Origin of the sequence: Methanomassiliicoccus sp. (genome assembly GCA_033485155.1) — an archaeon.
Classification (GTDB): domain Archaea; phylum Thermoplasmatota; class Thermoplasmata; order Methanomassiliicoccales; family Methanomassiliicoccaceae; genus UBA6.
In genome coordinates this window covers 406,465-424,983 of record JAWQJJ010000001.1, presented here as the reverse complement: position 1 = coordinate 424,983, position 18,519 = coordinate 406,465, and the positions used below count along the sequence as shown (strand labels likewise).

Annotated in this window: 21 protein-coding genes; 12 read left to right on the top strand and 9 right to left on the bottom strand. The window is 62.5% G+C overall.

All coding sequences use genetic code 11. The annotated features are described in order from the left end of the window. Positions 1-26 precede the first annotated feature (26 nt). The 5 genes from SA339_02190 to SA339_02170 are packed head-to-tail and all read right to left on the bottom strand — an operon-like array spanning position 27 to position 4,144. Positions 27-938, bottom strand: a complete 912-nt coding sequence (locus SA339_02190) for a methylenetetrahydrofolate reductase (protein ID MDW5562008.1) — start codon at positions 936-938, stop codon at positions 27-29. After that, a complete protein-coding gene (locus tag SA339_02185; protein MDW5562007.1) occupies positions 935-1,636 on the bottom strand; it encodes a methylenetetrahydrofolate reductase C-terminal domain-containing protein in 702 nt (233 codons plus the stop codon). Before SA339_02185 ends, SA339_02190 begins: the two co-directional genes overlap by 4 nt. After that, the gene (locus tag SA339_02180; protein ID MDW5562006.1) at positions 1,633-2,040 is read right to left on the bottom strand and encodes a hydrogenase iron-sulfur subunit; all 408 of its coding nucleotides are present in this window, start codon (positions 2,038-2,040) and stop codon (positions 1,633-1,635) included. Before SA339_02180 ends, SA339_02185 begins: the two co-directional genes overlap by 4 nt. Next, positions 2,037-3,116, bottom strand: a complete 1,080-nt coding sequence (locus SA339_02175) for a 4Fe-4S binding protein (protein ID MDW5562005.1) — start codon at positions 3,114-3,116, stop codon at positions 2,037-2,039. The genes SA339_02180 and SA339_02175 overlap by 4 nt, the downstream gene beginning before the upstream one ends. Beyond that, a complete protein-coding gene (locus SA339_02170) occupies positions 3,113-4,144 on the bottom strand; it encodes an NAD(P)-binding protein (GenBank protein ID MDW5562004.1) in 1,032 nt (343 codons plus the stop codon). The genes SA339_02175 and SA339_02170 overlap by 4 nt, the downstream gene beginning before the upstream one ends. Before the next feature lie 79 nt (positions 4,145-4,223). Here SA339_02170 and SA339_02165 point away from each other — a divergent pair, with 79 nt between their 5' ends. Together SA339_02165 and SA339_02160 are read left to right on the top strand one after the other, a co-directional pair. Next, entirely contained in the window at positions 4,224-5,045 is an 822-nt protein-coding gene (locus SA339_02165) for a polysaccharide deacetylase family protein (protein ID MDW5562003.1), read from the top strand. Positions 5,046-5,054: 9 nt separating this feature from the next. Beyond that, positions 5,055-5,681, top strand: a complete 627-nt coding sequence (locus SA339_02160; GenBank protein MDW5562002.1) for a DUF3786 domain-containing protein — start codon at positions 5,055-5,057, stop codon at positions 5,679-5,681. Here SA339_02160 and SA339_02155 read toward each other — a convergent pair. Continuing rightward, on the bottom strand, positions 5,645-7,327 hold the full coding sequence (locus SA339_02155) for a formate--tetrahydrofolate ligase (GenBank protein ID MDW5562001.1): 1,683 nt from the start codon (positions 7,325-7,327) through the stop codon (positions 5,645-5,647). The genes SA339_02160 and SA339_02155 overlap by 37 nt on opposite strands. Before the next feature lie 190 nt (positions 7,328-7,517). On the opposite strand from SA339_02155, the gene SA339_02150 reads away from it, so the two are divergent. Continuing rightward, on the top strand, positions 7,518-8,402 hold the full coding sequence (locus SA339_02150; GenBank protein MDW5562000.1) for a hypothetical protein: 885 nt from the start codon (positions 7,518-7,520) through the stop codon (positions 8,400-8,402). Positions 8,403-8,511: 109 nt separating this feature from the next. Then, positions 8,512-9,402 carry a tetrahydrofolate dehydrogenase/cyclohydrolase catalytic domain-containing protein gene (locus SA339_02145; protein ID MDW5561999.1) on the top strand — a complete coding sequence of 297 codons (891 nt, stop codon included), beginning with the start codon at positions 8,512-8,514 and terminating at the stop codon, positions 9,400-9,402. Positions 9,403-9,432: 30 nt separating this feature from the next. Here the strand turns inward: SA339_02145 and SA339_02140 are convergent, their stop codons facing one another. Beyond that, positions 9,433-10,050 (bottom strand): hypothetical protein, encoded by a 618-nt coding sequence (locus SA339_02140; GenBank protein ID MDW5561998.1) that lies wholly within the window; start codon positions 10,048-10,050, stop codon positions 9,433-9,435. Between the two features lie 151 nt (positions 10,051-10,201). Here SA339_02140 and SA339_02135 point away from each other — a divergent pair, with 151 nt between their 5' ends. The 5 genes from SA339_02135 (at position 10,202) to SA339_02115 (ending at position 15,440) form a co-directional block, all read left to right on the top strand. Then, positions 10,202-10,876, top strand: coding sequence for an RNA 2'-phosphotransferase (locus tag SA339_02135; protein ID MDW5561997.1), 675 nt, complete (start codon positions 10,202-10,204; stop codon positions 10,874-10,876). A 47-nt stretch (positions 10,877-10,923) separates the two neighbouring features. Beyond that, a complete protein-coding gene (locus SA339_02130) occupies positions 10,924-11,775 on the top strand; it encodes a DUF2797 domain-containing protein (GenBank protein ID MDW5561996.1) in 852 nt (283 codons plus the stop codon). Positions 11,776-11,883: 108 nt separating this feature from the next. Then, the gene (locus SA339_02125) at positions 11,884-12,837 is read left to right on the top strand and encodes a DUF1743 domain-containing protein (GenBank protein ID MDW5561995.1); all 954 of its coding nucleotides are present in this window, start codon (positions 11,884-11,886) and stop codon (positions 12,835-12,837) included. Between the two features lie 12 nt (positions 12,838-12,849). Continuing rightward, positions 12,850-13,662 carry a polyprenyl diphosphate synthase gene (uppS, locus tag SA339_02120; protein MDW5561994.1) on the top strand — a complete coding sequence of 271 codons (813 nt, stop codon included), beginning with the start codon at positions 12,850-12,852 and terminating at the stop codon, positions 13,660-13,662. A gap of 50 nt (positions 13,663-13,712) precedes the next feature. Then, entirely contained in the window at positions 13,713-15,440 is a 1,728-nt protein-coding gene (locus tag SA339_02115; GenBank protein ID MDW5561993.1) for a TIGR04190 family B12-binding domain/radical SAM domain protein, read from the top strand. On the opposite strand, the gene proC is transcribed toward SA339_02115, so the two are convergent. Together proC and SA339_02105 are read right to left on the bottom strand one after the other, a co-directional pair. Beyond that, positions 15,437-16,246 (bottom strand): pyrroline-5-carboxylate reductase, encoded by an 810-nt coding sequence (gene proC, locus SA339_02110; protein MDW5561992.1) that lies wholly within the window; start codon positions 16,244-16,246, stop codon positions 15,437-15,439. The two genes, SA339_02115 and proC, sit on opposite strands and share 4 nt — an antisense overlap. An 81-nt stretch (positions 16,247-16,327) precedes the next feature. Next, complete coding sequence (locus SA339_02105; GenBank protein MDW5561991.1) at positions 16,328-16,885, bottom strand: type 1 glutamine amidotransferase domain-containing protein; 558 nt, start codon at positions 16,883-16,885, stop codon at positions 16,328-16,330. Positions 16,886-17,130: 245 nt separating this feature from the next. Between SA339_02105 and SA339_02100 the strand changes: the two genes are divergently transcribed. The 3 genes from SA339_02100 to SA339_02090 are packed head-to-tail and all read left to right on the top strand — an operon-like array spanning position 17,131 to position 18,518. Next, positions 17,131-17,490, top strand: coding sequence for an NADH-quinone oxidoreductase subunit A (locus SA339_02100; GenBank protein MDW5561990.1), 360 nt, complete (start codon positions 17,131-17,133; stop codon positions 17,488-17,490). After that, positions 17,481-18,044 carry an NADH-quinone oxidoreductase subunit B family protein gene (locus SA339_02095; protein ID MDW5561989.1) on the top strand — a complete coding sequence of 188 codons (564 nt, stop codon included), beginning with the start codon at positions 17,481-17,483 and terminating at the stop codon, positions 18,042-18,044. The genes SA339_02100 and SA339_02095 overlap by 10 nt, the downstream gene beginning before the upstream one ends. 9 nt (positions 18,045-18,053) lie before the next feature. Then, entirely contained in the window at positions 18,054-18,518 is a 465-nt protein-coding gene (locus SA339_02090) for an NADH-quinone oxidoreductase subunit C (protein ID MDW5561988.1), read from the top strand. Position 18,519: the final 1 nt, after the last annotated feature.

Genomic DNA, 18,519 nt, shown 5'->3' with positions numbered 1-18,519 from the left:
CAGTTGCATTTAGCACGAGGGGCAGCTCAGGACCGAAGCATGAGGCCGCACTCCTGCACGATGGTCGGTACAATGTCCTCCCATCCTATGGCCATTATGTGGACGCCATGAACTCCGGGGATGTCCTTCAGTCTCTCGATCGTCTCCACGCATATCCTCACGCCCTCCTTCTTAGGGTCCGCGGCGCCCTTCATGCGGTCCACGATCTCGTCCGGCACGCTCATCCCCGAGACCTTGGTTTTCATGTACCTCGCGGCGTTGGCCGAACGGAGGGGGATGACCCCGGCGAGGATGTGGACCTTCTGGTCCAGTCCCCGCTCCCTCACCATGGCCATGAACCTCTCGAAGCGGTCGAGGTCGAAGATCGCCTGCGTCTGGATGAAGTCAGCGCCGGCGTTGATCTTCTTGGCCAGGCGAGTCACACGGAATTCGAAGGGATCAGCGAAGGGATTGGCCGCCGCTCCCAGGAACACCCTGGGCCGCTCTTCCAGGACATCACCGCCCCAAACCTGTCCTAGGTCGCGCATCTGGCGAAATACCATCAGCTGCTGCACAGGGTCGATGTCGTAGACGTTCTTCGCCTCCTTCTGGTTGCCGAAGGTCTGATGGTCGCCGGAGATGCACAGCACGTTCCTGACGCCCAGCGCCGCTGCGCCCAGCAGATCGGACTGCATGGCGATGCGGTTGCGGTCGCGGCAGGTCATCTGCATGACCGGCTCCGCCCCTTCCTGCAGGCACACCACCGACGAAGCCAGGCTCGACAGGCGGACGATGGCGGTTTGGTTATCGGTCAGGTTGAAGGCATCGGCGTAGCCCTTGAGTGCCTTAGCCTTCTTTCGCACGTGCTCGGCCCCGGCCGACTTCGGGGGACCGATCTCGGTGGTCGCCGTATCACGAACACACTCCAGAGTCGATTCCAGATCGCTGCCGGACCTCATGCTCCGCCCCCTGCCCTCTTCTCCTCGTTCCCCTGCACGATGGACGCGCGGACGATGCGGCGCGGCCCGCCTGACCGGGATGGGATCCAATTCTTGGGAGGGATGTTCACCTCGAGCAGATCCAGCCGACCGAGCCGCTCCAGGCTGTGGTAGATCTGGTCCCACCCACATGGCAGGTCCCGGTTGACCTCGCACCGGCCGTCCTGGGAGCCCCCGCACGGGCCGTTGAGCAGCGACTTCGAGCACCTCGCCACCGGGCACACCCCGCCGGTGAGGTGGAGGACGCAGTCCCCGCATCCTCCGCACTTTTCCATGTAGATGCCCTGCTCCTCCGGAGCGCCCATGTTGGAGGTGTTGAGGCCCGGCACTGTCATCACCGTAGGATAAAACTCCTGCATGACCTGCACTCCGACCCCGCAGGCTAGACTGAGGACGATATCGCTGTCCGCTACCTGGCGTCCGATCTCCCTCACCCACTCCTTCTCGCACTGCCGCTCTACGGTGGCTTCGGTGACCTCCAGCTCCCGGCCCTCGTTCATCGCCTGGAGCCTCAGCACCTCGGCCAGGGTGGCGACCTCCTTCTCCCCCCCGGCGTGACAGATCGACACGCAGGAGCGGCATCCCGCCACCAGGACCCTCTCTTTGCCTTCAAGCATCTCTACTATCTGTCCCAGGTCCTTCCGCTCGGCGATGATCATCCGTCACCCTCCAGTATCCTTATCGGTCCCCATGCCCGTGCCGCTTCCTTCGTCCTCTGCACCGCCTCCGCCAGCCAGGCGTGCTGGTTGGAGGCTACACTGAAGAACCTGGCCCTCTCCTTCTCCAGACCGAGCTGCGCCAGCAGGGAGCGGACCTCGTCTACCCTCCTCCGGGCCTGGTAGCTGCCGATGCGGTACTTGCAGTTGCCGTCCAGACAGGCCACCACCATCGCCGCCCAGGCTCCCTGACGTAGGGCCTTGAGGACCATTACCTCGTCCACCCGGCCGGAGCAGGGCAGCTCGATGACCTCCACTCCCGGAGGGGTCTGCTCCATGCCGTACGGGCTGGCGAGGGCGGTCCGAGCGTTCTTGCAGATGAACAGGGCGATAATCGGTTCAGTCATTGGCGGGCCTCCATTAGCGTGTTCCCGACCTCGGGGACGCCGCCATAATTAGGCAGCGACAGAGCCCGGCCGGGGCAGGCCCCCACGCATATCCCGCAGGCCTGGCACAGCGCCCCGTCGATAGTAGCCTTGCCCTCCTCTCCGGGGCGGGCGGCGCCGAAGGGGCAGACCCGGGCGCAGGTCAGGCAGGCCGCGCACTTATCACGGTCGACGATCGCCGCCCACGGGTGGCGGTTCGGCGGGAACTTTGCCAGGGTAAGCGCGCGGGTAGCGGCGGCCCTCGCCCCGGTGACCGTTTCCCCGTCCAAGCGTTCCTCCTCCGGACCAGGGGTGGCGATGCCTTCCCGCATGGTGCTGACCACCCCTCTGCTGGGCGGCCCCATGAGGACGGTGAACCCGGCGGGCGGGACCCTGACCTCGCCCGTTAGGGTGGAAGGCTCTTCGACCACCAGGAGGTCCGGCCTTACCTCTATGATCTGCTCGGTGATGTGGTCCAACGCCACGACCAGGGGCGGGGCGGCGATCACCTCCGGCTCGTCGGAGCGGACGAAGATCACGCCCTCGTCCTGAGCCTGTCGATAGATCAGCTCGTCGACGCCGTAGGCGGCCATCTCCGGAGCGAACACAACGGTCTGCGGCCTCCTCGGACCGGCCCGCAGCCCCCTAGCCGCGGCGACCGCACGGATGAAGGCCGAGCGGGACGTCCCCGGCCACAGAACGAAGGCCACGCTCCGCGGGTCCCGGCAGACCTTGCGGTCCTCGACCTCCTCCAGCGATGCCGTGCCGGGAGCGGCCGGACGTCTTTCCCGTTCGGGGGCCAGAACGATGGCCGAACACTCCAAGACCATCTCCTCGCCGTCGCTGCTGAGCCTCGCCGTGAACCTGCCGGGAGAGCCATCGATGGCGAGAAGCTCTGCGTCGACCACATCGAACCCCCCGGGGGTCCGCAGGGCGCATTGACGGAGCATGCTACCGTCCCGGACCAGCGTGGCCATCCCGCCCTGGCGCACGACCTCCCGCACCGCCTCCAGGGCCGATGCGCCGGATCCGACCACCAGGACCACGGGGGCCATCATGGCCTCGCCTCCAGCAGGGCGGCCATCCGCCCGCCCGCGGTGGTGCCCTCCTCCATGCTCTCCCTCAGGTCCTTGGGCCCGCCGCAGGTGCCGGCCACGATGACGTCCTCGAGGTCTGAGCGGAGGTAGCCCTGCGCGTCCACCTCAAGCCCGAACGCCACGGCCAGACGAGGTGTGTCCGGCCGGGGGACCAGGCCAACGGACAGCATGACGACGTCAAAGCTCTCCTCGACCACGCTGTCGGCCGGGGTTGCATATCGTACCGTCGGCCGATCGCCTTCCAAGATCTCCGAGGGCCGGGAGCGTACCGCCCGGACCAGCTCATCTTCGGCAGCCCATTCCTCCGGCGTCGGCTCGGAGCGGTCCATCGGCCTCCAGTCCATGAAGAAGAAGGTGAGCCTCAGGTCCGGGTACAGGTGGCGGAGCCTCCGTCCAATTTTGGAGGCGTACTTGCAGCAGGCCTTGGAGCAGTATGGCATCCCCCGCTGGGCGTCCCTGGACCCCACGCACTGTATGATCGCCATACTCTCCGGGACCCTGCCAGTCGAGGGCACGGTGAGGGCATTGGTTTCCGCCAGCGATCTCTCCACCTCCAGGGACGACAGGACGTTGGGGCATTCCCGATATCTAAGGCGGGCGTCCTTTCCGGGGTCGTAGGGCATGGCTCCAACAGCGATGATGACCCCTCGGAAGTCATAGTCCTCGCAGCCCTCGGGACTTCTAATCGTGGCCCGGAACCCCTCCCGGTTGCGGCCCACGTACCCTACCTCGGCGGCGGTGATGAGATTGATCAGAGGGTTGAGCAGGGCCTCCCTCCTCAGGTCGTAGGGATGGCAGGCGTCACAGTGCTGGCAGGACGGCGAGCCCTTACATGATAGCTGGGAGGCCATTCCGCCCAGCGAGGGATCGCTCTCCACCACCGTCGAGGGCAGACCGCGGCGGGACAGCTCGACCGCGGCAGCAAGACCGGAAGCGCCGCCGCCCAATATGAGGACCTGATTCATCGCCACACCCCACAGCCTGGCCATTCTCATCGATTTTGGCTATTTAATATTGGCGTTTTCGCTATGCTGAAACTGTTAATTATTCCGGGGTCCATGCTACAGCATGCGCTATGCCGCCTTCACGGTGGACGTGGACCGGGACGTCAATGAGGCCAGGGCGGGGAATGTGGAGAGTTTGTGCCGGAGGAGCACCGTTACCCGCTACACCTCCACCAGGAAGGGGCTGCAGGCACTGGTTGAGATGCTGGACGACCTAGGCGTCAGGGGCACTTTCTTCTGGGAGGGCCGAGCCGCGGAGGTCCTTTCCGGCGAGCTAAAGCTTCGTAACCTCATGCAGGGCCACGAGGTCGCGGCCCACGGCTACGAGCATGAGGATCTGACCGGGGAAAGCACCGGGGTCCGGCTGTCCGAAGAGTGGTTGGACGCCATCGTAGGCCGCTCCCTGTCCGCGGTCGAGGGAGCTTTCGGCTTCTGCCCGGAGGGCTTCCGCTGCCCCTACCAGCACATCGATGATACGGTGGCCAGAGTGCTGATGCAGCGCGGCCTGCGGTACGATTCCACGCGGTTCGGCGAGGTGGGGGCGGGATTGAGGCCGTACCGCCTGACCAGCCCCCTCCTGGAGGTTCCTCTGGCCCAGGGCCGGGATGCGACCGGGCGACGGCTTCAGTCCTACCTCTGGCCGATGCATGAGGGGCGCCGGGGACCGGACGATTACCTCCACCTCATGTCTCTTCACGACGATGGTCTGCTAGTCCTCGCCGATCACAGCTGGCACATCGCCGAGTCCCTGGACGGGGAGTGCGGAGCGAACCGCATGGGGCGGGAGCTGGCCAAGGTGAGGAGGGTGCTGGAGGGAGCGATGGATCGAGGGATCGAGCTGGTGACCGTGGCGGAGTACCTCCGTTCGAACGCCGCTGATCGGTGAGGAGCGATCATGGCCGGCGCGTTCCGGGCAGCGCTAGAAGCGGCATGGACGACGCTCGAAGGCCGGGACCATTCCGCCCTGGCCGCCGATGCCGGAGTAACTGTGGAGAAGGGGATGATCATGCTAGACCTCCTGGACCAAAGGTGCGTCATATGCCTGGAGGAAAGGAGGATGAGCATCGAGGGAGAGAACGTCGACGAAGCCGTGACCATCCTGGTCCTCCACTATCTCGTTCTAGCCTCCGGGACGGTACCCTCGGGGAACCTCCTTTCATTCCGCCAGCTGCACGGGGGCGCAGTCTATTATGCAGCGTTCAAATCGAGGGTGAACGACGTGCTCGGAGAGCTCTATCGCCGACACCCCGCCCCGCTCTTACAAGCGCTGGACAAGATGGGGGCGGAACGGTCGGGAAATTCGGCGTTTATCCTCTGGGTGTTACCCCGCCTCCCGGTGACGTTGTTCCTTCGGGAGGGCGACGAGGAGGTCCCGGGGACCGCCACCCTGCTCTTCGATGCGACCGCTCCTCTCTTTCTACCCGTCGAGGACCTGGCAGAGGCGGGGACATGGGTCGTCGACCGCTTGACCCGGGTGACCGGCGATCAGCTCAGGCCGACGAACCGACCATCGTCGGTATAATCGATACGCTTGGCCGCCGGCTCGGACGGAAGGCCGGGGATGAGCATTATGTCTCCACACAGCGGAACAATGAACCCGGCTCCGGCGGAGAGGAGGACTTCCTTCACCGTAAGGGTCCACCCCCGGGGCGCGCCCTTGAGCTTGGGGTCGTCAGTGAGGGACAGCTGGGTCTTGGCCATGCACACCGGCAGCTTGTCGTTGCCAGCCAGCTCGATGGCCCGGATGTCGCGGAGGGCGGTGCCGATGTACCGTACGTCCTTGGCCCCATAGATCTCGGTGGCGATGATCCGGATCTTCTCCTCGATGCTGAGGCCAGTGGCATAGAGCGGCCTAAAGTCGCTGCGTTGGGTGCCCAATACCTCCATGACCATCTCCGCCAGCTCCTTCCCGCCTTCCCCTCCCCGGGTGAAGACCTCGGAGAGGGCGCAGGGCACCCCCAGCCGGGCGCAGTGCTCCCGCACCGCCAGGATCTCCTCTTCGGTGTCGGTGCCGAAGCGGTTGAGGGCCACCACCGCCGGCACCCCATACTTGCGAACGTTCTCGATATGCTTGTCCAGGTTGGAGAAGCCTCTCTGCAGCGAGGCGAGGTCCGGTCCCTCGCACCCCACGGCATCCTGGAGGCACGCTCCGCCGTGCATCTGCAGCGCCCGGATGGAGGCGACGATGACCGCGCAGTCCGGCCTGAACCCGCCCTCCCGGCAGACGATGTCGAAGAACTTTTCCGCCCCCAGGTCGGAAGCGAAGCCTCCCTCGGTGACCACCACGTCGGCCAGTTTCAGGGCGTACCGGGTGGCCAACAGGCTGTTGTTGCCGTGGGCGATGTTGGCGAACGGGAACCCATGGACGAAGACCGGCTGGCCCTCGAGGGTCTGCACCAGGTTGGGTTTGATGGCGTCCTTCAGCAGGACGAGCATCGCGCCCACGCAGTCGAGCTGACCGGCGCGGACCGGTTCACCTCTCATGTTGTATGCGACCACGATGCGCTCCAACCGCGCCCGAAGGTCCCCGACCGACGTTGCCAAGGCCAGGATGGCACTTATCTCCGACGCCGCGGTGATGACAAAACCGCTCTCGTGCGGCACCCCGCCCACCTGCCGTCCCCCTAGCCCCACCACGATCTCCCGCAGCTCCCGGCAGTTCATGTCCATGGCCTTCTTCCACACCACCCGGGTGGGGTCGATCTCCAGCTCGTTACGGTGGGCGATGTGGTTGTCCACCATGGCCGATAAAAGGTTATGCGCCGAGGTGACCGCGTGGATGTCCCCGGTGAAATGCAGATCGATGTCCCACATCGGATAGACCTGAGCCATCCCTCCGCCGGTGGCTCCCCCCTTGATGCCGAACACCGGCCCCATCGACGGCTCCCGCAAGGCGCCCATGACCTTGACCCCGATGTGCCCCAGAGCCTCCATCAGGCCGATGGAGGTGACCGTCTTCCCTTCCCCGGCCTTGGTGGCGGTGATGGCGGTGACCAGGACGAGCTTTCCGTCCTTCCGGCCGTCGAGGCGGCGGAGGACCTCCAGAGGGACCTTAGCCATATACCGGCCGTGCAGCTCCAGATCGTCTCGGGACAGGCCGATGGTGTCGGCGATGCCTTCGATGGGCTGCATGACGGCCTCCTGAGCGATATCGATGTCGGCCTTCATTCTAGGAGGGAACGCAAAGGCGTTAGAAATACAGTTCGGGGGGATGTAAGAGCTTCTAAGAGGGCAAGGGCCCCGATGAAAGCATGTTTTCCAATTATCTATAAGGATAGGGGCGGCGCACAGATGTTCAAGAGTAAAAGTATATTTATAGAAATATATATTACATCTAATTTCAAGGAAGGTGCGTTGATTGGGGTTCAACTGGGGTTTCCTTGCGGTCAAGAGGACCGGGGCGGGGGTAGCGGGAACGGTGCTGGCGTCCTTAGGCTTTTCGGCCGATGCCACGCACCGGCACATGAGGGCGGACGCACGCCGGCTGTTCCAGCAGGCATCGGAGCTGGAAAAGGAGAGGAAGGGGATGGGGCGCTCCTTCCTAGTGACGGAGCTTGATAGTTGGACCTTCTTTGAGAGCAGCAGCGTCATGATGGATACAGACATCGCCCGGCTCGCTCGAGAACTCAACGCGGATGTCTGCTGGGCGTATGCCATCTCCACATCCTGGTCGTTGGGTGCGGAGTACGCCCGCCCCGACGGGACGACGCGAACCAAGGGGTTCTACCTGGATGTCGATCTCGTGGCATCGGGGTCAGATGCCTTCGGTGTGAGGCAGGTGCGGGATAAGGCAGGCAGGGCCGTCGGCTTCGAGATGGTTCCAAGGGCGCTCATCGGCCCCCGCGGCGAGCTGATCCCTCCAGAGCGTGTGGGAAAGGAGTACCTTCTGGGGCCGGCCCTGCCCGGAGAGTCTGCAGAGCTTAAGGTGTGCGACGACGAGAGCTTGATCAGGTTCCTGGTCAAGATAGGGGTTCCCATTGGCGCGGTGCTCGACCGACGCTACTGCAGCGTACCGGACATGGTCTCCAGGGACTATCCCGGAAATGTCGCCGAGGCCTGCCTCGCGGGGATCAGAAGGGACAGCGACGTCTTGGCCGCCCTTGGGAATAATGGCCGGACCGAGGACGGGAGCTGGCTGTACCTCTCCGGACCGCTGGTAAGGGCGGGCAAGTTCGGCCTGGAGCAACCGAAGAGGTCGTTCCTCTCCCGCCTGATGAGAAAGCCGGACCCCGTGGCCACCTGATCCCGGCGGCTGACACTAGGCTTTCGTGGCCATGTGGGACCATGATCCTGCGGCGAGGCGACGCCAAGATTAAGAACCGCACCGTGCCTACCGTGCTGAGGTCCCACCGATGGTTGCCAATGTCATTCACGGTCCCGAGGTCGCGGAGCAGATAAAGCAGGAGCTGAGGATAAAGATTGCAGAGCTCAAGGAGCGGGGGGTCATCCCGGGTCTCGCCGTTGTGCTGGTAGGAGAAGACCCGGCATCCCAGCAGTACGTCCGCAACAAGGCCAAATCATGCCAGGAACTAGGGATCTACTCCCGTACCATCCTTCTGCCGGCGGACACGCCGGAGGCGAAGGTGCTGGAGACGGTCGACGAACTTAACGCCGATCCGGCCATACATGGCTTCCTCGTGCAGCTGCCTCTTCCCAAGCACATCGATGAGAACAAGGTCATCATGCGCATCGATCCGGCCAAGGACGCCGATGGCTTCCACCCCATCAACGTCGGGAGGATGCTGATCGGCAACCCTGTGTTCCTGCCGGCCACCCCGCACGGCATCCAGGAGATGCTGGTCCACTCCGGGAACGACCCCGACGGCAAGCACGTGGTCATCGTCGGCCGCAGCAATATCGTGGGCAAGCCGCTGGCAGCCATACTTATGCAGAAGAGGAAGGGCTCCAACGCCACGGTCACGGTTTGCCACTCGCGCACTCAAGGCCTCGATGCCATCGTGCGGACCGGGGACATCGTCGTCGCAGCCATTGGTTCCCCGAAGTTCATCACAGCGGACATGATCAAGGAAGGGGCGGTGGTCGTTGACGTGGGCACCAACCGAGTGGAGGACCCCACGGCCAAGAACGGCTACCGGTGGGTGGGCGACGTGGACTTCGACGCCGTAGCCCAGAAGGCTTCGGCCATCACTCCGGTGCCAGCAGGCGTCGGTCCCATGACCAGGATCATGCTGATGAAGAACGCGGTGATGGCGGCCTGCCGGGCCGCTGGGGTCGAATACTAGGGCTGAAGCGGCGGGGCCTGTAGCTGGTAATCAGTCAATGCGAAACAGACATGCTCTGTCCATTTCGCCCTTGGCCGCGCCGCCGTTCCTGGCCACGAATAGATTCCAGGCCTGGAGCAGGAAATCGTATTGATCGTCCCCCGGCCCCAGGACCTCGATGGTGCCCTCCATCTGCCTTCCCTTAAGCTCCGGGGGGCCTCCCATGATGACCACCGAGCCCTGAACGTTAGCGGCGCTCCGCGCTCCATCGCTCGGCGGCAACAGACCGCCCATCGCCGCCTGGTCGAAGTTGCGAGGGTTGGAGTAGAACCACAGAGCTGACTCCATTATCACCTCGGGATCCCTCTTAAGACAGGCATCACGGAAGAGATCGGTAAACTCCCCGATGATGTCCTCGCGGGGCAGCGGACCCATGCTCACCGCCACCGTGTCGGAGGGGAGGTAGGGAACCTCGGCCGGGAACATCACCGGCATGGTACCTGGGCACCGGTCACGGTCGGTGGAGCGGTCTCCCCGGAAGAACCGATTCATGGCTCCCCTGTCCACCGACATCCATCTCAGCAGCTGAGGAGGAAGAATCGTTTCACTCCCGGCGGCGCTCTCCACGCTGCGAGCCGGGGAGCTTACCCCCGACAACTCGGTGCCCAACATCATACCTGCTTTGTAGCAAGCCCCCTATATAGGTTTCGATATATTTTCAATATCATTTATAATAATTCTAAAAGATTAATCTTCCGGGTATGTGGCCGCGGGGGCGTACTGCCCATGGAAAACTATTAAGAATTCGCGTTCATACCCCATGCAGATGCTGAGAGAGTGCACCGAACACGGATACTTCCGGGGCGAGAAGTGCCCGGTCTGCGGCGAGGAGGGCCGATTCCTGATGAGCGACGAGGAGCTCGAGCGGATCGGAAGGACCATGGCCGGAGCTCTCCGCCACTTCCCTGACAAGTTCAACCTGAAGATGGACGAGCAAGGCTTCGTCTCCATCCGGGATTTCATAGCCGCGATCAAGCGGTACAACCCCCGCTATCACTGGCTCAGGCCGCACCACATCATCGCGCTCATTGAGACGGACCCCAAGGGGCGGTATCAGGTGAGCAACGACTTGATCCGAGCGACCTACGGTCACTCCTTGAACCTGGACCTCAGGCTGCCGACCGACAACATCCCCGAGGCGCTGTTCTATCCGACCACTCCCGAAGAAGCAGACATTATTCTGGAGACCGGCCTGAAGCCGTCCGACCGCAAGATGGTCCACCTCTCCAAGACCTACGGCGATGCCCTCAAGGCCGGCCAGGTACGCACCGACGAGCCCATCATCCTGGAGATCGATACCGTGGCGCTCATCGCCTCGGGGGTCGAGGTCCAGAGGGCCGCCCGCACCGTCTTCCTGGTCCGAGAGGTCCCTGCAGACTTCCTGCGGAAGGCCGAAGAGGAGGAGCTCGTGGTGGAAGAAGAGGAGACCGATTGAGCCTCCCTACCGTAAGAATGATAACGCTCCCCGCTCACTTCTGAAGCATGCCTGAGCGCGCGGTTCAGGGCGGGGAGGCGGCGTTCCCGCTCGACAAGCACATCCTGTCCTACCACTGGGACGATTTTGAACCGCATCTTACCATTTATGATCGGGCGGCCCGCAAGGTCGATGAGCTGCCCCTCGACCGCCTTGCCCTCGCCGTGGGGGGCGAGAGGACGTGCGTGGGGCGGTTCGACGAGCATGGCTACCGCCCCTGTCCTGCCGACCGGCGGGTTGGTCGGTTCGAGACCTGCCAAGCGTGCGCTGCGCCCTGGATCCCGGTGCTTGATTGTGTCTTCGAGCCACAATGCAACGGAGACCGTTGCGATCATCCCGAGTTCTGCGTCCGGAGGCATCTGGTGTACCTCGCCTCCTTCGGCAACCTTATCAAGGTGGGCATGACCAGCGCCTCGAGGCTGAGGGAGCGGGCCATCGAGCAGGGGGCGGACGCGGTGCGGCCGATCTTCGAGTGCCGGGACCGTCGGGAGGCCCGGACCCTAGAAAAAGAAACATCCCGTCGTTTCAAGATCCCTCAGGAGATCAGGATCTCGAGGGTGGCGAGGACGTGGACCGGGCGGCCCTCGAAGGAGGCGATGCAGCATGTGCATGAGCATTATCTCGATCGCATCGGCCGCTGGCGGCAGCCTGTGGAGGCTGAGCTCACGTTCCTCGACGCCTATCCGCTGCGGACGATGCCGAGGTCCCCACCCCAAGCGGCGAGGACCGAGGGAGTTCATCGCGGCGAGGTGCTGGGCGTCAAGGGTCGATTCATGATCTACCGTGATGACCGCACTGGACGTTCGATGTTGCTCAACCTCAGCGACCTACCGGCCAGGAACGTCGCCGTCCTGGAGTGACCTCCACGGCCAGGCCGGACACGCCGGTCTTGGAGGTAAGGGGCCTCAAGGAAAGTCTTTTTATGGATATCAGTATTAAAGGCGTTACCCGCTGGAGGGCGTGTCCCTATGTCCGTTGTATTGACGCCAGACCAGATAACCAGCAAGTACGGCAAATTGTTCTGCAAGGGCATCTATACCCTGGTGGATGAGAGGAACGGCGTGGCTACCATCATCGAAGAGTGCATGGCCAAGGGCCCGGTGGAATGGGACGCGGCGAACCGCCGGCGGGCGGGAGGAGCGCTCACCGACATTCGGGTCGAGGGCACCACCCTGATCATGGATGCGATCATCGGCGAACGGGAGGTCAGCTTCGGCCCCGCGTCAAAGGATGTGGGAGGCCAGGGTCTGAAGGCGCTGCGGGTCGAGGGCGACCGGGTCATCACCACCTGGGTCGGCCTGGCCGGAGCCAGCGTTGGAATAGGGGCATGCATGCCTCAGGGGCCCGGGACCATCGAGGCAGTATACCCCGATGATGTCAAGATCGGAGGCGCCCACCGGGTCGAGGTCAGCGTGGTCACCCCTAAGCTGGTCCGGGTAATCTATTCCGTAGACGACACCGACACCAAGGAGAAGGGGGCATCGTGGGTTCTCATGCTCCAGATGGCCAGAGCGATAAAGCTGGGGCATTACCTTGAGCACAAGATCGTGCAGCTCAACCCCAATGTGCCGGAGAAGACCACCAACTGCGTGGCGGTAGGGGTCTCATTTGCCGTCGCGGAAGGGGACGTCCCGGCATTGACCGAGGAAGTCATCAAGTTCATCAAGGACCATACTGTGAGCGAGAACACCACTCTCGCCGTCTTCCAGGGCCTCAAGGTCCCGGAGGAGGTCGTGAGCTACGGCAGGAAGGCCAAGCGGGAGATCCTCAAGGTCGAGGAGGCCCGAGGGGTGGCCGAGCGCAACGGCGTGCGCCTGGTCGAGGTCACCGGTAAGCGGGGGACCATCGGGGCGGTGGCCGGGATCGGCTGCTTCGACCTGGGGTTGGAAGCGGCTGGACTGCCCGAGGATGCATTGCGGTAGGCCGGAACGGTCATGTCCGAAGAGCACGAGGAGGGCAAGGCGATCAAGGATGAGATCTCCAGAGTCATTGCCAGCACAGCATATAACGCCTACGAGAAGCGGCTGATGAAGGAGGTCCGGGAGAGTAAGATGCCTAACCACGTGGCGGTCATCATGGACGGCAACCGCCGCTTCGCCAAGGAGTTCGGCCTTACCACAGCCGAGGGTCACGCCAAGGGGAAGGACAAGCTGGAGGAGCTTCTGGATTGGTGCATGGAGCTGGGAGTGAAGGTCCTTACGGTGTACGCGTTCTCCACCGAGAACCTCAAGCGAGACCTCGATGAGGTGGAGAGCCTGATGAAGCTGTTCGAGGACAACTTCTACCGGCTGGGCGATGATGAGCGCGTCCACCGCTACCAGATCAAGGTCACCGTGCTGGGCCAGAAGGACCTTCTGCCAGATAACGTCAAAGAGGCTATCGACTACGCCGAGAGGAAGACCGCAGGATACTCGAACTATTTTTACAACATCGCCACCGCCTACGGTTCGCGGCAGGAGATCATCCAGGCCATCAAGCAGATCGCCCAGAAGGTCAAAGATGGGGAGCTGGAGGTCGACGATATCGACGAACGGACCTTCTCCAACTATCTATACACTGCGGACTTCCCAGACCCCGACCTCATATTGCGGACCTCAGGCGAGGAGCGCATCTCCAACTTCCTGCTATGGCAGCTGGCCTACGCCGAACTATACTTCACCGACGTCTACTGGCCTGGCTTCCGCAAGATCGATTTCCTGAGGGCCATCCGCTCCTACCAGCTGCGGCAGCGCAGGTTCGGGAAATAACAACCTATTTGTAGCGACCTACCTTAGCCCATCTAGTTCAGAGGTAGCCCATGCACCGGGAAGACATCATCTTCTTACATGCTCCCAGCGTCTACGATTTCAGGAAGCGCTCCATCTTCTACGGCCCGGTAAGCGATCTGGTGCCGTCGACCCCGGTCTTCGAGATGTACCCCTTCGGCTTCACCACCATGGCCAATCGGCTGAGCAAGGAAGGCTACCGGGTGCGCATCATCAATCTGGCCAGCATGATGCTGAACGATCGCCGGCTGGACGTCGAGGCCCTGCTGGGCAAGCTGCGCGCGGACGTCTTCGGCATCGATCTCCACTGGCTCCCCCACGCCCACGGCTCGCTGGCGGTGGCCGATATCGTCAAGAAGCTGCACCCTGAGTCCAAGGTACTGTTCGGCGGGTTCTCGTCCTCCTATTTCCACGAGGAGCTCATAACCTACCCTCAAGTGGACCTTGTGCTAAGAGGTGACTCCGTCGAAGAGCCCCTGGCCAATCTCATGGCTGCGCTGGAGAAGGGCGGGGACCTGTCCTCGGTCCCCAACCTGACCTGGAAGAGGGACGGCAAGGTTACCGTGAACCCCCTAACCTGCGTGCCGGAGGACCTCGACTACTTGGACATCGACTACGGCTGGATCATCAAGTCGGTGATCAGGCACCGCGACCTTGAGGGAGCCAAGCCGTTCAAGGACTGGGACCGCTACCCGCTGACCGCGGTGTTCACCGTCCGTGGATGCAACCAGAGCTGCGCGGTCTGCGGCGGCAGCTGCGGAGCTATGCGCAGAGTGCTGGGTCGGACCCGGCCCGCCTTCCGCAGCCCGGAGAACGTGGCCCAGGACATCGCCGACGTGCAAGCGTTCATCGATGCCCCGGTCTTTGTTGTCGGTGACGTCAGGCAGAACGGGGACCGTTATTCGGAGCGGTTCTTCCGCCGGTGCCGCGAGCTGGGCGTGGACGACAACGTCGTCCTGGAGCTGTTCACCCCCGCCCCCGCCTCCTACTTCGAGGAGGCCCGGCAGACCTTCGACCGCTACTCCATTCAGTTCTCACCGGACTCCCACGAGGAGAAGGTCCGAAATGCCCTGGGGCGGCGGTTCGACAACGCGTCGATGGAGAAGAGCATAAGCAACGCACTGGCCAACGACTGCCAGCGGTTCGATATGTTCTTCATGATCGGCCTGCCCGAGCAGACCCCTTCCTCGGCCATCGAGTCCGCTAACTACACTCGCAAGCTGTACGCTCAGAACGGCAACGACCACCGTCTCCTGATATATACCTCCCCCCTCGCTCCGTTCCTGGACCCTGGCAGCTTCGCCTTCGAGAACCCCGGGAAGTTCGGCTACCGCCTGTTTGCCCGCACCCTGGAGGAGCACCGGGCCCGGCTGGAGAACCCCAACTGGAGGGATGTGCTGTCGTACGAGACCGTCAACCTCACAAGGGACCAGATCGTTCAGGCGTCCTACGACGCCGCGGATCTCCTCAATCAGGTCCGGGTCGAGGTCGGCCTCATGACCGCCGAAGAGCTGAAAGAAAGGGAGGCGAGGTCCATGGACGCCCGCCAGCTTATGGGCGAGGTCGACCTGGCCATGGAGCTGAAGGATCGAAATGAAAGGGAGGCCACCTTGGCGAGGTTAAAGCAGAGGGGCGATGATCTCATGGAATCGACCATCTGCCAGAAGAGGGACCTGGAATGGGATTCCCCCAGCGTGTTCCGTTCCATCCCCAAAGTGATGTACTCCCTGGTGTTCCGGCGGAGACCGAGGTCCGGTTAGCTCTTACCCAGCTCCTGGGACCGCTTGGTGGCGGCGTCCACCGCATCCATGAACGCCCCGCGCACTGCCGCCTCTTCCAGCACCCGCATGCCCTCGATGGTGGTGCCCGCCGGCGAGGTGACCATGTCCTTGAACTGCGCCGGATGGCCCTTCACCTCGAGCACCGTCTTGGCCGCACCCAGCACGGTCTGGGCCGCCAGGGTCTGGGCCACGTCCCGCGGCAGACCGGCCAGCACCCCGCCGTCGGCCAGGGCCTCGATGACTAGGTAGATGTACGCCGGGCCGCTACCGCTCAGGCCGGTGACGGCATCGAGCAGCTTCTCGTCCATGGCGAAGGCGACCCCTACGGAGTCGAGGATCTTCTGCACGGTGTCCTTGTCCTCCTTCTTAGCCGACTTGCCCAAGGCAAAGGCAGAGGCTGAAGCCCCTACCAGGCAGGGCTGGTTGGGCATCACCCGGATGACCCTTACTCCCCAGTTGAGGTGAGCCTCGATGAACGAGATCTTGACCCCCGCGGCGATTGAGATCACCAGATGGTCCGCCCCGAGCATTGGCTTCAGCTCGTCGAGGACCGGAGCGACGATATTGGGCTTCACTGCCAGCACGATGGTGTTGGCCTCCCTGACCACCTCCACGTTATCGGCGGTGACCGATATCCCCAGAGTGCGGGCCACATAGTCCCGTCGCTCGGGAACGACCTCGCTGGCGATGAGCTCGCTGGGGGTGCATACGCCTGAAGATATCATACCTTTCATCATCGCCTCGGCCATGTTGCCGGCACCAATGAACCCGAACCTCTTGCTCATCATATCACCAATGTATGTGACGCCCGTGCGGCGTGTTGACGGGGCATTAATGGTCCGATATGTCTTAAACCTGTCACCCGGTCAACGGCCGCTTGCCGAGACCGTGGTGATCCGCTCGCCCCTCGCTTCCTGACCCGGCCCGAGGAAGCGGACCACCTCAGCCATGAACACGGGCAGGTCGTCGGGCATGCGCGAGGTGATGATGTTTCCGTCGACCACGACCGCCTGGTCCTGGTACCGCGCCCCGGCGTTCATCATGTCGTCCTTGAGGGATGGCCAGCAAGTGACCTTGCGCCCGTTCAGGATGCCCGCCGACGCTAGGATCCACGGGCCGTGGCACAGCGATGCCACCAGTTTGCCCTCATCGTGCACCAGGCGTACGAGCTGCGCGAACTCTGGGTGCAGACGCATCTTGTCGGGAGCGTAGCCTCCCGGGACCACCACTGCGTCGAAGTCCGCAGAACGGGCGTCCTTGATCGACATATCGGCCTTGTTAGGCACTCCGTGCTTGCCCTCGAAGCCTTCCTTTCGACCGGAACCGATCACTACCGGGTGGTGCCCTGCCTCCTTGAGGCGGTAGTAGGGATACCAAAACTCGACGTCCTCGTACATGTCCTCGGTGAATATCGCGACCCTCATGTTCCGCACTCCTCTCCATTCTTAAAATCGAACTTATAGGCCGAGGCACTTATACTTTCCACAGTCCTCGCGGGGGCGGGGAGAGGTGGTTGGGACAGGACATTATCATATTCCGTTCTTTGATAATACGTGTTTTATTTTTGTCAAATTTGTACCCTTTTTTGGCCTCCAATGGCACCCATCCAGAATGGCCAGATTGTTAACGCCGGATAACGTATTTATAGAGGCTTACTATTCTCGCATCAATGCTCTTGGACACCTATTTGCCAATAGCAATCTTTGCAGTTATAGCTCTAGGCACGCCCGCTTTTGCGTTCTGGATGACGAAATTCTTCAGACCTACCAGAATGACGGCTTTGAAGCGGGAGACCTACGAGTGCGGTGAGGTCCCCATCGGAGTAGCCCGGGTCCAGTTCCATTTCCAGTTCTATATGTTCGCAATCATTTTCGTTGTTTTTGACATTGTGACCATTTTCTTGATGATCTGGGCCTTGGACTTCGCCAACCTCTCCTTTGACGCAAAGATGCTGATGCTTGCCTTCTTCGGATTGCTCCTGGTTGGGGTGTTCTACGCCCTAAAGAAGGAGGAGAGAATATGGATTTGAGCGCGTACCCCAATGCTATCGCAATGAGCGCCAAGGAGTTCGTGGCGTGGTCCACGAACGTCATGGACGACATCGTCCGCGCCACCGGCGTAAAGAAGGCGCTCGACAAGACGATGGATCCCCTTCTGAACTGGGGCGTCCGTAACTCGATGTACCCGCTGCACTTCGGCATTGCGTGCTGCGCCCTGGAGATGGCTGCCTGCTCCGGTCCCCGTTATGACAACGAGAGGCTGGGGCTGGTCTTCAGATCCTCACCAAGGCAGTGCGATGTCTTGCTGGTCAATGGCTGGGTCACCAAGAAGCTGAGGCCATCCCTCCGGCGACTCTACGAGGAGATGCCCGAACCCAAGTGGACCATCGCCATGGGCGAATGCGCCATCTCCGGCGGCCCGTGGTACGATTCCTACAATGTGGTCCAGGGCGTTGACACTTTCATCCCGGTGGACGTCTACATCCCCGGTTGCCCCCCGAGGCCAGAGGCTCTCATCGACGGGTTCCTCAAATTGCACCAGAAGATCAAGAAGTCGAAGATCGGCGCGTTCATGGAAGACTGAGGTGGGAGCATGGCAGAAGACGTTTCCTATACTGTTGAGCAAGTGAAGAGCAAGATCTCCGAGGCGTTCCCCACCGCGGTCAAGTTCGAGAGCAAGACCAAGCCGCGGCGCCTGTTCATGACTGCGGACAAGGGTTCCTTGTTGAACCTCGCCAAGATGATGAAGGAACAGCTAGGCTTCGACCAATGCAGCCTCGTCACCGGTGTTGACCGGTGCGATCGTATGCAGGCGGTCTACCACCTGACTTCCTATACTAGCAACATCACCGCCGAGATCGTGGTGGACCTTCCCCGCGACAACCCCGAGGTCGACTCCATCGCCCCCCTGTGGGGAGGAGCGAACTGGCATGAGAGGGAGGCCTATGACATGTTCGGCATCATTTTCAAGGGGCACCCCAAGCTGGAGAGGCTCCTGCTCCCGGCCGACTACACCTTCTTCCCGATGAGGAAGGACTGCGACAAGGGGAGGGATTAAG

Coding starts and splice junctions, on each gene's coding strand:
- SA339_02190 (MDW5562008.1), bottom strand. CDS start 938: ATGAGGTCCGGCAGCGATCTGGAATCGACTCTGGAGTGTGTTCGTGAT.
- SA339_02095 (MDW5561989.1), top strand. CDS start 17,481: ATGGATTTGAGCGCGTACCCCAATGCTATCGCAATGAGCGCCAAGGAG.
- SA339_02130 (MDW5561996.1), top strand. CDS start 10,924: ATGCCTGAGCGCGCGGTTCAGGGCGGGGAGGCGGCGTTCCCGCTCGAC.
- SA339_02175 (MDW5562005.1), bottom strand. CDS start 3,116: ATGATGGCCCCCGTGGTCCTGGTGGTCGGATCCGGCGCATCGGCCCTG.
- SA339_02115 (MDW5561993.1), top strand. CDS start 13,713: ATGCACCGGGAAGACATCATCTTCTTACATGCTCCCAGCGTCTACGAT.
- SA339_02180 (MDW5562006.1), bottom strand. CDS start 2,040: ATGACTGAACCGATTATCGCCCTGTTCATCTGCAAGAACGCTCGGACC.
- SA339_02125 (MDW5561995.1), top strand. CDS start 11,884: ATGTCCGTTGTATTGACGCCAGACCAGATAACCAGCAAGTACGGCAAA.
- SA339_02090 (MDW5561988.1), top strand. CDS start 18,054: ATGGCAGAAGACGTTTCCTATACTGTTGAGCAAGTGAAGAGCAAGATC.
- SA339_02155 (MDW5562001.1), bottom strand. CDS start 7,327: ATGAAGGCCGACATCGATATCGCTCAGGAGGCCGTCATGCAGCCCATC.
- SA339_02160 (MDW5562002.1), top strand. CDS start 5,055: ATGGCCGGCGCGTTCCGGGCAGCGCTAGAAGCGGCATGGACGACGCTC.
- SA339_02145 (MDW5561999.1), top strand. CDS start 8,512: ATGGTTGCCAATGTCATTCACGGTCCCGAGGTCGCGGAGCAGATAAAG.
- SA339_02100 (MDW5561990.1), top strand. CDS start 17,131: ATGCTCTTGGACACCTATTTGCCAATAGCAATCTTTGCAGTTATAGCT.
- SA339_02105 (MDW5561991.1), bottom strand. CDS start 16,885: ATGAGGGTCGCGATATTCACCGAGGACATGTACGAGGACGTCGAGTTT.
- uppS (MDW5561994.1), top strand. CDS start 12,850: ATGTCCGAAGAGCACGAGGAGGGCAAGGCGATCAAGGATGAGATCTCC.
- proC (MDW5561992.1), bottom strand. CDS start 16,246: ATGAGCAAGAGGTTCGGGTTCATTGGTGCCGGCAACATGGCCGAGGCG.
- SA339_02170 (MDW5562004.1), bottom strand. CDS start 4,144: ATGGCCAGGCTGTGGGGTGTGGCGATGAATCAGGTCCTCATATTGGGC.
- SA339_02185 (MDW5562007.1), bottom strand. CDS start 1,636: ATGATCATCGCCGAGCGGAAGGACCTGGGACAGATAGTAGAGATGCTT.
- SA339_02135 (MDW5561997.1), top strand. CDS start 10,202: ATGCAGATGCTGAGAGAGTGCACCGAACACGGATACTTCCGGGGCGAG.
- SA339_02165 (MDW5562003.1), top strand. CDS start 4,224: ATGCGCTATGCCGCCTTCACGGTGGACGTGGACCGGGACGTCAATGAG.